The sequence below is a fragment of the Corynebacterium sp. HMSC05D03 genome (assembly GCF_001807205.1).
Classification (GTDB): Bacteria; Actinomycetota; Actinomycetes; order Mycobacteriales; family Mycobacteriaceae; genus Corynebacterium; species Corynebacterium aurimucosum.
This window is the reverse complement of the sequence record NZ_KV788160.1, coordinates 1-14,667: the sequence shown is the minus strand read 5'-3', so window position 1 is coordinate 14,667 and position 14,667 is coordinate 1. Positions and strand designations below refer to the sequence as shown.

At 59.8% G+C, this 14,667-nt stretch carries 10 protein-coding genes; 5 read left to right on the top strand and 5 right to left on the bottom strand.

The features are described from left to right. The first annotated feature begins 13 nt into the window (after nucleotides 1-13). Nucleotides 14-406: a (deoxy)nucleoside triphosphate pyrophosphohydrolase gene (locus tag HMPREF3147_RS01300; protein ID WP_070443670.1), complete on the top strand. Its 393-nt coding sequence runs from the start codon at nucleotides 14-16 to the stop codon at nucleotides 404-406. Further along, nucleotides 403-3,519, top strand: a complete 3,117-nt coding sequence (locus HMPREF3147_RS01295) for a DUF3427 domain-containing protein (RefSeq protein WP_070443666.1) — start codon at nucleotides 403-405, stop codon at nucleotides 3,517-3,519. Before HMPREF3147_RS01300 ends, HMPREF3147_RS01295 begins: the two co-directional genes overlap by 4 nt. A 350-nt stretch (nucleotides 3,520-3,869) precedes the next feature. Here the strand turns inward: HMPREF3147_RS01295 and HMPREF3147_RS01290 are convergent, their stop codons facing one another. After that, on the bottom strand, nucleotides 3,870-5,105 hold the full coding sequence (locus HMPREF3147_RS01290; RefSeq protein WP_070443663.1) for an MFS transporter: 1,236 nt from the start codon (nucleotides 5,103-5,105) through the stop codon (nucleotides 3,870-3,872). Nucleotides 5,106-5,199: 94 nt separating this feature from the next. Here HMPREF3147_RS01290 and HMPREF3147_RS12945 point away from each other — a divergent pair, with 94 nt between their 5' ends. Beyond that, nucleotides 5,200-5,721, top strand: coding sequence for a hypothetical protein (locus HMPREF3147_RS12945; RefSeq protein WP_246815682.1), 522 nt, complete (start codon nucleotides 5,200-5,202; stop codon nucleotides 5,719-5,721). A 77-nt stretch (nucleotides 5,722-5,798) separates the two neighbouring features. Here the strand turns inward: HMPREF3147_RS12945 and HMPREF3147_RS01280 are convergent, their stop codons facing one another. From HMPREF3147_RS01280 to HMPREF3147_RS01270, 3 genes are all read right to left on the bottom strand, one after another. Continuing rightward, nucleotides 5,799-6,650 carry a hypothetical protein gene (locus HMPREF3147_RS01280; protein ID WP_070443661.1) on the bottom strand — a complete coding sequence of 284 codons (852 nt, stop codon included), beginning with the start codon at nucleotides 6,648-6,650 and terminating at the stop codon, nucleotides 5,799-5,801. A 62-nt stretch (nucleotides 6,651-6,712) separates the two neighbouring features. After that, nucleotides 6,713-7,591, bottom strand: coding sequence for a DNA primase (locus HMPREF3147_RS01275; protein ID WP_070443658.1), 879 nt, complete (start codon nucleotides 7,589-7,591; stop codon nucleotides 6,713-6,715). A 76-nt stretch (nucleotides 7,592-7,667) separates the two neighbouring features. After that, on the bottom strand, nucleotides 7,668-9,389 hold the full coding sequence (locus tag HMPREF3147_RS01270) for a carboxylesterase/lipase family protein (protein ID WP_070443655.1): 1,722 nt from the start codon (nucleotides 9,387-9,389) through the stop codon (nucleotides 7,668-7,670). A gap of 115 nt (nucleotides 9,390-9,504) precedes the next feature. On the opposite strand from HMPREF3147_RS01270, the gene HMPREF3147_RS01265 reads away from it, so the two are divergent. Together HMPREF3147_RS01265 and HMPREF3147_RS01260 are read left to right on the top strand one after the other, a co-directional pair. Continuing rightward, entirely contained in the window at nucleotides 9,505-10,272 is a 768-nt protein-coding gene (locus HMPREF3147_RS01265) for a hypothetical protein (protein ID WP_070443652.1), read from the top strand. A gap of 153 nt (nucleotides 10,273-10,425) precedes the next feature. Beyond that, on the top strand, nucleotides 10,426-14,169 hold the full coding sequence (locus HMPREF3147_RS01260) for a multifunctional oxoglutarate decarboxylase/oxoglutarate dehydrogenase thiamine pyrophosphate-binding subunit/dihydrolipoyllysine-residue succinyltransferase subunit (RefSeq protein ID WP_070443649.1): 3,744 nt from the start codon (nucleotides 10,426-10,428) through the stop codon (nucleotides 14,167-14,169). Nucleotides 14,170-14,307: 138 nt separating this feature from the next. Here the strand turns inward: HMPREF3147_RS01260 and HMPREF3147_RS13060 are convergent, their stop codons facing one another. Then, nucleotides 14,308-14,442, bottom strand: a complete 135-nt coding sequence (locus HMPREF3147_RS13060) for a hypothetical protein (RefSeq protein ID WP_256364854.1) — start codon at nucleotides 14,440-14,442, stop codon at nucleotides 14,308-14,310. Between the last annotated feature and the right edge of the window lie 225 nt (nucleotides 14,443-14,667).

Sequence of the window (14,667 nt, the reverse complement as noted above, 5' to 3'; positions counted from 1 at the left end):
CATACTAGTGCCCATGAGTTCACCGATTCGTGTTGTCGGAGCCGTCTTCGTAGACGGCAATCGATTCCTGGCCTGCCGCAAAGCTCCAGGAAAATCACTAGCCGGCATGTGGGAATTTCCAGGCGGCAAGATTGAAGAAGGCGAGACGCCTAAGCAGGCTCTCGCACGTGAAATCAAAGAAGAGCTGTCCGTCAGCGCAAAGGTTGGTGACCAGGTCACAACGACCGTCTACGAGTATGATTTCGCCACCATCGAGCTCACGACGTTCCTGTGCACCAAGGAATCTGGGGAACTCGTTCTTAGTGATCACGATGCCACCCGTTGGGTGTCCCCTGCCGAGGCCCGGGAACTCGACTGGGCCCCTGCAGATATCCCCACCGTCAAACTGCTTTCTTCGCGCCTATGAGTTCCGAGTCGATTCTGCCGTTTGGCATCTACGAAACCCCGGTCACCGCCCGAGTCCAGGAGCGAATCGAGGAAACCAAGCGAGCTCGGCCCACGGCAGCAACCGGCATCGCCTCCGGTTCCAAGAAGGATGTCAACCCCCGGTTCGCCGCGGCAGTGTCCCAGCATTTTGCCAAGGCCCTCGAGCGCAAGCTCACAGAGTTATCAAAGCCCGAAGAGCGTGTGGCCCTCATCAATGGGCTCGCGCAACACCTCGGGGTGGATGAGTCCATCTCCGCCGAGGAACTGCTTTACGCCATCTATAGATCAGAGCTCGAAGAGGCCCCGAAACTCCCGGAAGTCTCGCTCAACTCCAGCGCCTTGTTCACCAACAGCGTGGACGACACCAACATGTCAGTCGAGATTGCCCGCGAGATCCGAACGGCCGACTCCGTCGACCTATTGTGCGCTTTCATCAAGACTTCAGGCATCGCGGTCATCAGCGATGAATTGGAATACCTCAGGGATCACCAGATCCCGCTGCGCGTCATCACTTCGACGTACTGCGGGGCGACCGAAGCCGCCGCCGTGCGCCGCCTCGTGGAAGACTACGGCGCTGAAGTCCGGATCTGCTACGAAAGCAAGACCACACGGTTACATGCCAAAGCCTGGCTTTTCCGCCGTCAGTCCGGATTCGACACCGCCTTCATCGGTAGCTCAAACCTCTCGCGATCAGCGCTTGTTGACGGTTGGGAATGGAACGTCCGGGGCTCTCGTTCCTCCACGCCGGAGATAATCGAAAAGTTCATCAAGACCTTCGACAGCTATTGGTACGACACTCATTTCAAAGCATTTGACCCGGACCAAGACTTCGAGCGCCTCAAGGAGGCCCTCGGCGGCGCCAGATTTCTTGAAGCAAAGCCCGGTGAAAAGCTCGAACTCTCAGGCCTTCGCGTTGAGCCCTATCCCTACCAGGAGGAGATGCTCGAAGCTTTAGATTCCGAGCGCGAAGTTCACGATCGTCATCGCAATCTCCTCATTGCCGCTACTGGTACAGGCAAGACTGTTGTGGCAGCACTGGACTACCGCCGCCTATGCGAGAAGCTGGGGCGCAGGCCACGATTGCTGTTCATTGCGCACCGGCGCGAGATTCTTACCCAGGCCCAGCGGACCTATCGCGAGGTGCTTAGCACCGCAGGTTTTGGCGAGCTCCTCTTAAGCGGTGAACAGCCCGCCCAGTGGGACCATGTCTTCGCGAGCATCCAGTCTCTGCATGGCAAGCGCCTAGCCCAGCTTGCGCCTGACCATTTTGAAGTCGTCGTCATTGATGAGTTCCACCACGCAGAGGCCGCGACGTACCGCGCGGTTCTGGACTACCTGCAGCCGCGTGAGCTCCTCGGGCTGACTGCCACTCCGGAGCGCGGTGACGGCGAGAACGTTCAAAAGTATTTCGACTACCGCGTAGCTCATGAACTTCGACTCTGGGATGCCTTGCGCCTCCAGCTTCTCGCACCGTTGCACTACTACGGAGTCGACGATGCTACTGACCTGACAAGCCTGACCTGGAATCGCGGAAAGAAGGACTACAAAGCTTCGGAGCTGAGCGAGTTCTATATCAAGGCTGGAGAGAAGCGCACCAGGTTCATTATCAATGAACTCAACCGTCGCATTTTCGATCTCTCCGAGATGAAAGCCCTCGGCTTTTGCGTGACCATCGCCCACGCCGAATACATGGCGGAGCAATTCAATCTTTTCGGCATCCCAGCTCTGGCGGTCAGCAGCAAGCTCAGCCTTGATGAGCGTCGCCGCGCCATTGAACAGCTTCGCGAAGGCACTATTAAGATCATCTTCGCCGTCGATATTTTCAACGAAGGCGTCGACATTCCATCGATCAACACGCTGCTGCTTCTGCGCCCAACGCAAAGCCCTGTGCTCTTTGTCCAACAACTTGGCCGCGGGCTGCGTCTCCATGAGGGAAAGAATGCCTGCACTGTCTTTGATTTCTTGGGTGTACAGCACGAAGAATTCGATTTCGAAGAGCGCTTCAAAGCTCTAACTCCTGCTCGCGGAAAGAACTTGGCCAAGGAGGTAGAGCAAGGATTTCCTACCGCCCCGCCAGGCTCCAACATCACCTTGGACCGTGTAACGACCGAGCGCGTTCTCAAGAACATCAAGCGCTTAGCCCGTAACTCCATTAAGAAAATACGAGCACTTATTTCTGATTACGGCACAACGGACCTCGCCAGTTTCACTAACAGCTCCGGAGTTCCGCTAGAAGACATCTACCGCCGCAAGGGAATTACGTGGACCACGCTGCTGCGCGATGAGAAGCTTCTGCCCTCCGTCCCTGCGAGCGAGCACGAAGAGTTTCTACTCAGCCGAATCCGGGTGCTGTTACACATCAACGATCCCAACCGCGTAGCGGCCTACAGTCTCCTGGTTTCTCCGGATGGGCCCACCCAAAAGGACATGACTCCCGAGCAGGTTCGGTACGCCACCATGCTCGTGCTGGCGCTGTGGGCGAACTCAAATACGCCGGTACCGGAATCCTTGGACGAGGCCCTCGGAATCATCCGCTCATGCCCTTCCTTCGTCGCTGAGGTAACTCAGGTCATGCAGCTCACGCTCGACCGCTCCCGCGTCATTCCAGAAAAGTCAACGAACAGCGTCTTGGAAACTCACGCCGACTACAGTCTTGCCGAGCTCGTCGGAGCTTTGGACGATGGCCCGTTGCGCAAATTGGCAAATCTGCCGCGCGAAGGTGTACGGCGCTTCGATGCATCAAACACCGACCTCTTCCTGGTCACCTTTCAAAAAGACGAGAGTGTCAGTGCTTCCACGAACTACCGCGACTACCCACTGGCGCCGGATCGTTTGCACTGGGAATCCCAATCCACCACGTCGCTCAAGTCCGCGATGGCACGGCGCTACATCCACCATCATGAGCTCAACGGCAACATCATCATTGCTACGCGCTTTAACAAGCGGAACAAGGTGGACACTGCATCGGCATACACCTTCCTCGGCAATGTCGACTACGTTACGCATAGGGGCGAGAAGCCCATCCAGTTTGAGTGGAGCCTTCGCCGTGACATGCCTAAACAGCTTTATGCCGCTGGACGCACTGTGGCTTAAGTCTCACATAAATATAAATAATGAAGTTGACACCCCAACTAACCCACTTTAAGATTTCCTTAGCAGATTAAGAAAAGATTAGTCTCTGATGCCTTAATGCAGAAGTGTGGAGGACGGTTATGGCAGCCGCGAGCGAGCGTAGCCGGAAGAGGTGGAGCCGCCCAGATAACGGTTCTGAAACTTCCATCTATGGCTTTACGCGCTTTCGGGAGCGCAGCTTCAAAACCGGCACCACCCCTCGCTGGGCTGCGTGCAGCAAGAAAGTACGCCGCACTCGCTAGGAATACACAGCCCTGAAGACTCAGGCTCCGTCAGCACTGTACTGACGGAGCCTTTCAGTTTTCCGTCTACTATCGCCGCGGGCGGTAGCGGCGGCGCAGGCCGCGCAGAATACCTGTTCTCTCCCCCAAGGTGTCGCGGCCGAAAATCCACGCCACGACGCCGGCCGCGGCCACTACCGCGCAGAAGCCAAAGGCGGCCTCAAACCCGTACCTATCTGCCAGCAGACCAATGACGATGGGGCCCAGGATTTGTCCGAAGTCACCAGCCATCTGAAAAGTTGATAGCACCTGGCCGCCCGAGCGCTGCGAGCCGACGATATCCGCCACAGCTGCCTGCTGCGAGGGGGCGATGAGGCCCGAAGCCGCGCCGGACAGGGCGGAGAGAATGAGGAGGGAGACGATGTTCGTCGCCAAGCCCAGCGTGCCCACAAACAGAGCGGAACCCACGAGCCCCGCAACGATAAGCGGACGGCGCCCCACACGGTCCGACCAGGAACCGGAGAACTGCAGAACAATGGCGTTGCCCGCGGCAAAGGCCGCTAGCGCAACGCCGGATGTGGATGCGCCGTTGGCGAAGATGGCGGCCGCGAACAACGGGAGGACCGCCACGCGCACGCCCATGTTGATCCAGCCCTGGGCGAAGTTGGACGTCAGCACTGCACGGTAAGCAGTATCCGCCCAGGCTTCCTCCAAGCGCATGGGCGTAAGGTGACGCCGACGTTCATCGGCCTCATTGACCGAGGGCATAAGGATCCACACAACGAGTGCGGCGATGGCGACGCCAACGCCATAGATAAAGAAAGGCCAGCGGAATCCTAAGAAAGAGAGGCTCGCGCCCACGAGCGGGCCAATCACGTTGCCAAGAAGGAAAGACGTGGCATAGGTTGCCGAACAGCGCCCGCGAATGCTGGGTGGTGCTAGGCGCACAATGAGCCCCATCGCCGCGACAGTGAACATCGTCGAGCCAATGCCGGCGATAGTGCGCAGCGCAACGATCTGCCAATACTCCTGCGCCACGCCCACTAAACCGGTGGTCACTGCCACGGTGAACAGGCCCGTCACGTAGACGCGGCGCGTGCCGACGCGGTCGATGAGGAACCCGGCGGCGGGTGCGAAGACAAGGCGGCTAGCAGAAAAGACGGAGACTACGAGACCAGCCGCAGCCATTGAGACGTCGAAGCTGACGATGAACTGCGGCAGCAGCGGTGCAATGAGCCCGTACCCCAAGGCGATGATGAACCCGGCGGTGACCATGACCCAAATTTCCCGCGGGATTTTTACCTGCGGTTCTGCAGTATTTTTCATATCGCCACTCACTCTAGCCCACGACGTCAAATCGTCGAACAATAGTTCGACACTTTGACGTGGAATGTCCGCACAGGCATCTAGTGTGTGCGCCATGAAGAATTACAGCAGCATTCACCAGTCCGTTCAGTCCCCGTCCACGCTCAGCCCCGGTGAGCTGACCACGGAGATCCTCTACCACCACCATGAAACTCTTCGCTCCATAGAGAGCATCATTCGCCATCCACGCTCGCTCGCGCGGCCCACTCCGCAGTGGCGGCCACCATCGAAGGTTCTGCCACCAGTGGCCATAGAAGGCGGCGAATCGCTACCGCTGACTTTTACTGTGTCGCGCCACCGCGTGGGCGAGCGGGCCAAGGCCCGCGTGCTGGGTTATGGCGAAAAGCGCGTGCCTTCTTATCTCATCACCGTACGCATCACCGATCCGACTGGACGTCCCGTTACTCCCTCGCTAGCGGAAGCCTGGGTGCGGGCACTGGTCCCAGAAGAGCTTGTCTCCGCAGTTCATGAGATTTCCAGCAGCAGTGCGGCGACGTTTGTGTGGCTGGTAGATAGCACCTACACCCCGGTGCATTCACCGCTTTCCCTCTTCGAAGGCTTCAGCCAAGCCGCCTAATACTCTCTTGGCTCCTGTCCAATGCGGGTGTGGCCCGAGTGGGTGGAGCCACGCAGCTACGAGAGCTCTGAGAGCTTTTAGAAGTAGCGCTGTATCCGGCCCAGGAGGTTGCGGGGTGGTTCCTCATCGAGGGAAAGCGTGAACCTGTCCTCCGTTAAGACGCGGTCTCGGGATGGGCGCGTCTCCGGATAGTCATAAAGACGGAGGATGGGCTGCGGCGCCAAGCGAATAGCTACGCAGACTACGAGGACCGTGAACGTTTTATCAATCACGTCGGAGCTCAGACTCTGCAAGAGAACTGCCAGGCGTCCGTCATGCAAAATTAGCTCCCACAGGGCCATGAGCTTAATGGGTCCGCTTTGTCCATACTCACCGGGCAAGAGCAAGGTACACATCGTGGTCAACAGCCCAGCAACTACTCCCACACCAGCGCCGGCGAGCATCATGACCATCATCCGCTTAAAGGCACCACGGCGCGCCAGCCAGCCGAATAAGTAGGCCACCACCAGGGCCACCGGTAGGTACACCAAAAGCAGCGGATTGTTGATGCTGGCCAAGCACGCAGTCAAAAGCGCCGTGCCCATTCCCAAGACGGGTCCATAGACAATTGCCACGAATGCCGTGCCCATCATGTCCAGGTACAAGGGAACGCTCACGTTAAAAATCAACGAGGACAGCACAAGGTTCACTACCACCGCCAGCAACGGGTTGAGCAATGCGTGATGGCCTAAAGAACGCCATTGTGCGGCAAGGAAAAGAACGGCGCCGAGCAGTGTCAGGCACCACACACTGATGGAGAGGACGGAGCCAAAAACATAGTCCCCGCTACCGTAGTTCGAATTCAGAGACAGGACCCAAGCCAGAGCCGCACACACTAGGGCGGAGCCAACACACAGGCGTTGGCTCCGCGATGCCTTCTTGTCCGGCATGTGTTTTGGTTGCTCCTCATTAACGTAGGGAAAAGTACGCACCTACCCTACCCTGGGAGCTTTTAGTCCTCGGAGTCACCGTCGCTATCGGCGTCCTCTGCTCCGTCCTCGTCGTAATCATCATCGTCTTCGTCATAATCGTCTTCGAAGAGAACGTCATCATCGTCCTCATCATCGGCGCCGAAGATGTCATAGACCTCAGGCTCGTCGAAGTCATCGTCATCGATGCTCACCAGCTGTGCTTCCCAATCTAAGGCTTGATCGGAGACCAAGCTGAGCACATCGAAGAGGCGGTCGAAGTCGGTGTAGGTACCCAGTTCAAGTGCCTCAGCCGGGACCTCAATGATGGGGGCTAGCCCGCCGTCTTCGTCGTCTGCATCGCCGAAGATGGCAACGCGCTCTTCCTCACTCATGTCCTCCGGGCTGTCGATATCCCAGAGCTTACTGATCGCCTCATCCTCCAGCTCATCGAGCTCTTCCTCATCGAAGTCGAAGGAGAGGAAACGCACGATCGCGCTCGGGACACCGTCGATGGTTTCCACGAGCACGCGCAGCTCCGAGTCGTTGGCAACTTCCGCCACGACCAGATTCGGGTTGAACTCATCCTGGAGAAACTCCAGCTCGGCGATGCGCTCGTCAGTGCCCTCCAGCAGGTCACGCAGCACCGTCACCACCTGGTCCGTGGCAATGTGGCGGGATACGGCCTCAACCGCATCGTCCACAGAAAACGCCACGGACACCAAAACGGCCTCGAAGTCTTCATCATCTTCATCCACATCGGCCGCGGCAATGTAGACGTTGGCCGCCGGCAGGATGGGGTCAATTTCCACAAACTGGATTTCCAAATCGGAGGTGATGGGCACGAACATCACATCGTCGTTGACGCGGGACTCAATGCCCTCCCCGTCCAGCGCAGAGGCGATATCTTCAAAAAAGCTCATGTGGTTAACATCCGTCCATGTGGGAGTCTCACCCGGGCTGCTGCCAAGGCCCCACACATCTTACCTGCGATCTCCGTCAATAGCTCTCCTCATCGAGCAGGAATCCCTGTTCCTTCAGAATCTCCGGGCGCCCAGTACCCCACTCCAACATGTCATAGGCCTCCCATGCTTGGCGACGCCCCTCCATCGGCGCCTCCTCCACGCGCGGCTCCACATCAAAAACCATGGTCGAGCGCTGCGGCGCGCGGTATTGCGGCCAGTTGTCTAGAGGCGCTCCGCCCCGAATGAACTCGCCCCACTGCGCCTGCATGGTCTCGGTCACGTCCTCCATTTCGGAAGGCTTAGCAATGCTGTTTAGGAAGGACACTCTCGACGCCCCTGGATCGCCAAAGATGTTGGATAGCTCCATCGAATGCATCGCACCCAGACCTAACCAGCGAAGCGCCGCTGGCGCGAAGTCGAAGCGGTACATCCACGTCGGATAGCGCCGTGCGTGGTCGGAGGCCACGCGGACAGTAGGGGCCCAAAAGAGGGCGTCGGTCAGCAGATCCCCGAAATCGCGGCGGGAGACCGCACCGCCGTAGGCCGCGATGACATCCGGTGCGCTCTCCGGATCAAAGGAAGCAAGAAGTCGGAGGGCCGCTCGCTCTCGGGCGCTCTGGCGTTGGAAGAGGAATTTTCCAAAGCTGGCCTCACCGGAGTTGGTTCCCACCAGCAGCGGCACCGGGTGTTGGTTGCCGTCCTCAAAGGCTTCGATGGGATGTTGCGGGATGAGGTCGCCGTCGACAGTCGGCGCATAGCAGGAGTTCAGGTACAGCAACTCGCCCGCGCGCCACATCATGGACTGGCCAGAGCGCACGAGGTCCGCGAAGTCCTCGCGGCGCAGATCATCAGCTGTGGCATCGCGCGGCAAGGCCATCTTGTGAACCAGCTCGCGGGCCCAAAACACTGACTGCGCTCGTGAATGAATCATGCCGATCGGCGGCGACTGCGCAATCGCGCGGTGAAAAAGCCCTTCTGCACGCGGCACCGCCATGAGAGTGAGGACGGCCGCGCCGCCGGCGGATTCACCCATGAGAGTCACGTTTTCTGGGTCCCCGCCGAAGGCCGCGATATTTTCGCGTACCCATTCCAGCGCTAAGACTTGATCCGCCACAGCCGGGTTGGCACAGGCCTCACCGCCAAGACTGCGGACGTCGAGGTAGCCCAAGGCACCTAAGCGGAAATTCACCGAAACATAAACAACGTCCATCTGGGCTGCGAACTCGAAGCCGCGCAGCATCAGCATGTGGGAGGAACCTACAATGAAACTTCCGCCATGCAAATACACCACGACGGGCAGCTTCTCCCCTGCCTTAGAACCCGACGGTGTATCGGGTGAACCCGTATCGTGCGGCCGGACGACATCAAGGGTCAGGCAATCTTCTGCACCCTCGATGCGGTCGGTCCAAGAGTACACCGGCTGCGGGGCCACGTGCCCGAACTCACGGCAATCCCGGATTCCTTCCCACGCCGGGGCAGGCCGCGGCTCCATGAAACGGTTGGCGCCCGAGGTATCTGCGCCAAAAGGGATACCGCGCCACGAGCGGACAGGAGCGCTGAGCGGGCGGTCCGTGCGTAACTCTTCCTCGATGCAACCTCGTACCCAGCCACCGGTGGTGAGCACCGTGAGATCGTCGGCAAGCGCGGTGCGTGCCGCCTCCTGTGCGGCGAGGGCACGGGCGTGGAGGGAATCTGCAAGCAAGCGCGCCGCAGCCGCGCTGACCTCACGCGGAGGGAAAGGCTCAAACTCGCTCATGCCTCATACCCTAGTGCGCCACCCTGCTAGCGCGCTGGATAAAGCTTTTTCGATACGGTGGTAAACATACAGTTCAGATTCACAATCAGATTTAGTTAAAAAGTTAGGTGAGACAATGTTGGACAAGGTCTTTAACAAGGAGAAAAAGGGCAAGGACATTAGTCGCCGGGATGCATCGGTCGATCAGGCCAGCTCCGCAGAGGCTGTGGGAACCTTGGAGGTGGATGAGGCCAACCGCATCACCAAGGGATTCCTGGCGGCCATCGACAAAGTCGTCTCCGTCCAGTCCTCCGTCATCATCAACTATGTCGAGGGCCTAAAGAAGCGCAACCCCGACGCCAGCCCTGCGGAGCTGCAAGAGCTCATCGACAAGCATTTCATGAACATCATCACCGGTACCGGTGCTGCCGCGGGCGCCTCCGCGGCTATCCCTGGCATCGGCCTGGTCACCGGCGCAGCCACTATCGGCGCGGAATCCCTGGTCTTCCTTGAAGCCGCCGCCTGGTACATTCTCGCCTCCGCGCACCTGCGCGGTGACAACATCCGGGATAAGGAGCGCCGCCGCGCGCTGGTCTTGGTGGTGCTCACCGGCTCCCAAGGCAGCGCGTTGGTTGATACCTTTGTGGGTGATGCAACCTCGCTGTCGGGCGTCACCTCCGCTGCTACCCTCTCGCGTTTTTCCGGCCCTACCCTCAGCGGTCTCAACGGCCGCCTGACCAAGCTCTTCATGAAGCAGGCCACCAAGAAGCTCAAGTGGGCATGGGTATCCAAACTGCTGCCGATGGGTGTAGGCGCGGTGCTGGGAACAACCGCCAACCGTAAATTGGGCCGCCAAGTAATCAACCATGCGGGCACCCAACTCTCCCCCCTGCAGGGGGAATAAAAGGGGCGAAACCCGCTCAGGTTAGTGAGCAAACTTACAAGGGCCGTATCATAAGGAGAGACACTTTTCGGGGTGCCTTTCGCACCCGTGGATTGGCCTACTAGAGTCGAATAAAGACAAACTTAGAAGCACAGAAAGAGGCGAGCATCTGCCGTGAGCAACTCGAGCATCTATGGCCCGAATGCGTGGCTGATTGACGAACAGTTTCAGCAGTACTCCAAGGACCCGAACTCCGTAGACAAGGAGTGGCGCGAGTACTTTGAGGCCAACGGAGCACCGAAGTCGGCCGCACAGTCCAAGGCTGCGAACGCTCAATCCAGCACCCCCACCAAGAAGAAGGACGCGGCACAGGCTGCGCCGAAGAAGACCCAGGCTGAGGAGAAGTCTTCCGCTGTTCCAGGCGCTAAGGCACCGAGCGATTCCAAGGCTTCCGCCGCATCCAAGAAGAACCCGAAGAAGACGGAGAAGAAGTCCGAGTCCCCGCTGGACCGCATCAAGGAGGCACCGGAGCCGGGCTCCCGCGTACTCAAGGGCATGTTCAAGGCCATTGCCAAGAACATGGACGAGTCCCTGGAGATCCCCACCGCTACCACCGTGCGTGACATCCCGGTCAAGCTCATGTGGGAAAACCGCGCGATGATCAACGATCACCTCAAGCGCACCCGCGGCGGCAAGATCTCCTTCACCCACATCCTGGGCTACGCGCTGGTGAAAGCCGTTCAGATCCACCCGGATATGAACGTGCGCTACGAAATCCAGGACGGCAAGCCCACCGTGGTTCAGCCGGAGCACATCAACCTGGGCCTGGCTATTGACCTTCCACAGAAGGATGGCTCCCGCGCCCTCGTCGTCGCCGCCATCAAGGAGGCCGAAAACAAGACCTTCTCCGAGTTCATCGATGCCTACCAGGACATCGTTGACCGCTCCCGCAAGAACAAGCTGACGATGGATGATTTCTCCGGCGTCACCATCAACCTGACCAACCCGGGTGGCATCGGTACCCGCCACTCCATCGCCCGCCTGACCAAGGGCTCCGGCTCCATCATCGGTGTGGGATCCATGGATTACCCGGCCGAGTTTGCCGGCACCTCCGCCGACCGCTTGGCAGACCTCGGCGTCGGCCGCCTAGTTACCCTGACCTCCACCTATGACCACCGCGTTATTCAGGGCGCGGAGTCCGGTGAATTCCTGCGCACCGTGGGCCAGCTCATCCTGGATGATGCCTTCTGGGACGAGCTCTTCGAGTCCATGGGAGTTCCCTACCAGCCCTTCCGCTGGGCTGCCGACGTGCCGAACACGGGCGTCGACAAGAACACCCGCGTCATGCAGTACATCGAGGCCTACCGCTCCCGTGGCCACCTTCTCGCGGACATCAACCCGCTGGGTTGGAAGCAGCCGGGCCTGCCCTGGCCGGATCACCGCGACCTCGACCTGGCTACCCACGGCCTGACCATCTGGGATCTGGACCGCACCTTCAACGTTGGCGGTTTCGGCGGCAAGGAGACCATGACGCTGCGCGAGGTGGTTACCCGCCTGCGCTCCGCCTACACCCTCAAGGTTGGCTCCGAGTACGCCCACATCCTCGACCGCGATGAGCGCGGCTGGCTGCAGGAGCAGATTGAGGCCGGCATGCCGAAGCCGACTAACTCTGAGCAGAAGTACATCCTGCAGAAGGTCAACGCCGCTGAGGCCTTTGAGAACTTCCTGCAGACCAAGTACGTAGGCCAGAAGCGCTTCTCCTTGGAGGGCGCTGAGTCCCTCATTGCCCTGCTGGATTCCATCGTGGACACCGCAGCAGGCCAGGACCTCGACGAAGTTGTTATCGGCATGCCGCACCGTGGCCGCCTCAACGTCCTCTTCAACATCGTGGGCAAGCCACTGGCAGATATCTTCGGTGAGTTCGACGGCAACTACAAGGGCGGCCAGATGGGCGGCTCCGGTGACGTGAAGTACCACCTGGGCGCAGAGGGCGAGCACCTGCAGATGTTCGGTGACGGGGAAATCAAGGTCACCCTGGCTGCTAACCCGTCTCACCTCGAGGCCGTCGACCCGGTCATGGAAGGTATCGCACGCGCCAAGCAGGACATCCTGGACAAGGGTGCTGAGGGCCACACTGTTGTGCCGATCATGCTCCACGGCGATGCATCCTTCACCGGCCTGGGCGTGGTCCAGGAGACCATCAACCTTTCCCAGCTGCGCGGCTACACCACCGGCGGTACCGTCCACGTGGTGGTTAACAACCAGGTTGGTTTCACCACCACCCCGGATTCCGGTCGCTCCACGCACTACGCCACCGACCTGGCCAAGGGCTTCGATTGCCCGGTCTTCCACGTCAATGGCGACAACCCGGAGGCTGTTGTCTGGGTGGGCAAGCTGGCCACCGAGTACCGCCGCCGCTTTGGCAAGGACGTCTTCATTGACCTCGTTTGCTACCGCCTGCGCGGCCACAATGAGGCCGATGACCCGTCCATGACCCAGCCACGTCTCTACGACATCATCGATGACCACAAGTCCGTCCGTGAGCGCTACACCGAAGAGCTCATCGGCCGCGGTGACCTCTCCGATGAAGAGGCAGAGGCAGCTGCACGTGACTTCCACGACCAGATGGAGTCCGTCTTCGCTGACCACAAGAAGGCACAAGAGGCTGGCCCGAAGGAGCAGACTGGTATCACCTCCTCCCAGGAGCTGACCCGCGGTCTGGACACTTCCATTACCGCTGAGGAGATCGCCGAGATTGGTGATGCCTACGGCAACCCGCCGGAGGGCTTCGAGTACCACAAGCGCGTGGCCAAGGTGGCCAAGGAGCGCCAGAAGTCCTCGCGCGAGGGAGGCATCGACTGGGGCTGGGGCGAGCTCATCGCCTTCGGTTCCCTGGCTAACTCCGGCAAGGTTGTACGCCTGGCCGGTGAGGATTCCCGCCGCGGCACCTTCACCCAGCGCCACGCTGTGGCTTTCGACCCGCGCACGGGCAACGAGTTCAACCCAATCGCCCGCCTGGCTGAGTCCAAGGGCAATGGCGGTAAGTTCATGGTCTACAACTCGGCCCTGACCGAATACGCCGGCATGGGCTATGAGTACGGCTACACCGTGGGTAACCCGGATGCCGTGGTGGCCTGGGAGGCACAGTTCGGTGACTTCGCCAACGGTGCGCAGACCATCATCGATGAGTATGTCTCCTCCGGTGAGGCCAAGTGGGGCCAGCTCTCCAGCTTGATCCTGCTGCTGCCGCACGGCTACGAGGGCCAGGGCCCGGACCACTCCTCCGCACGCATCGAGCGCTTCCTGCAGCTGTGCGCTGAGGGCTCCATGACCGTGGCTCAGCCTTCCACCCCGGCTAACCACTTCCACCTGCTGCGCCGCCAGGCTCTTGGTGAGATGAAGCGCCCGCTGGTGGTCTTCACCCCGAAGTCCATGCTGCGCAACAAGGCCGCAACCTCCTCCGTGGAGGACTTCACTGAGGTCAAGAAGTTCCAGTCCGTTATCAACGACCCGAACTTCGTAGACATCAACGGCAAGAAGGTCGGCGATACTGACAAGGTCAAGACCATCATGCTGGTTTCCGGCAAGCTCTACTGGGAGCTGGCCAAGAAGAAGGAAACCGATGGCCGCGATGACATCGCCATCGTCCGCGTGGAGATGCTCCACCCGATTCCGTTCAATCGCCTGCGTGAGGCTTTCGAGGCTTACCCGAACGCAACGCAGATTCGCTTCGTACAGGACGAGCCGGCCAACCAGGGCCCGTGGCCGTTCTACAACGAGCACCTGCGTGAGCTCATCCCGGATATGCCGGAGCTGGTCCGCGTCTCCCGCCGCTCGCAGTCCTCGACTGCCACCGGCAACGCGAAGGTCCACCAGATTGAGCAGAAGAACCTGCTCGAGGAAGCCTTCGACGTCTAAAGGCGCTTAAAGCCGAAGGCGCTGGCACACAGCCCAGCGCCGAGCAAGGCCCCGGCCACCACGAACTCACAGCGAGTGCGGTGGCCGGGGCCTTTTCTTGCTAGTAGGGAGAGGGCGCACAACAGCTGCGCCGCGTGCCTACATCATCTCCCCCACCCGCCCGTCGCGCTCATCCGCCCGCCCTTCGTTCTCCCTTATTCGCCCTTCGCGCTCACCGTGGACGTCAATCAGTGACCACGCGTGCTCCGGGTGAGCGCGAAGGGAGACGCCCATATGAGTGAGTGCTTTCTCAGATACCCCGCGAAAGGCTAGGCAGCGTGGCACACGTAGATGAGGCTGTGGCACAACCTCTAAGTGATCCATCCGTCAACCGGCGCGATTGATCACGCTGACGCCCTAGCCGACGACGACGGCAGACACCCCTTCTCATGTGGCATCGAACCTCGACAGGGCAAGTGGATCGCCGGCTTAAGGGACATTTCGTGTGGATAAACCGAT

Coding starts and splice junctions, on each gene's coding strand:
- HMPREF3147_RS01270 (WP_070443655.1), bottom strand. CDS start 9,389: ATGAGCGAGTTTGAGCCTTTCCCTCCGCGTGAGGTCAGCGCGGCTGCG.
- HMPREF3147_RS13060 (WP_256364854.1), bottom strand. CDS start 14,442: ATGGGCGTCTCCCTTCGCGCTCACCCGGAGCACGCGTGGTCACTGATT.
- HMPREF3147_RS01295 (WP_070443666.1), top strand. CDS start 403: ATGAGTTCCGAGTCGATTCTGCCGTTTGGCATCTACGAAACCCCGGTC.
- HMPREF3147_RS12945 (WP_246815682.1), top strand. CDS start 5,200: ATGAAGAATTACAGCAGCATTCACCAGTCCGTTCAGTCCCCGTCCACG.
- HMPREF3147_RS01265 (WP_070443652.1), top strand. CDS start 9,505: ATGTTGGACAAGGTCTTTAACAAGGAGAAAAAGGGCAAGGACATTAGT.
- HMPREF3147_RS01290 (WP_070443663.1), bottom strand. CDS start 5,105: ATGAAAAATACTGCAGAACCGCAGGTAAAAATCCCGCGGGAAATTTGG.
- HMPREF3147_RS01275 (WP_070443658.1), bottom strand. CDS start 7,591: ATGAGCTTTTTTGAAGATATCGCCTCTGCGCTGGACGGGGAGGGCATT.
- HMPREF3147_RS01280 (WP_070443661.1), bottom strand. CDS start 6,650: ATGCCGGACAAGAAGGCATCGCGGAGCCAACGCCTGTGTGTTGGCTCC.
- HMPREF3147_RS01300 (WP_070443670.1), top strand. CDS start 14: ATGAGTTCACCGATTCGTGTTGTCGGAGCCGTCTTCGTAGACGGCAAT.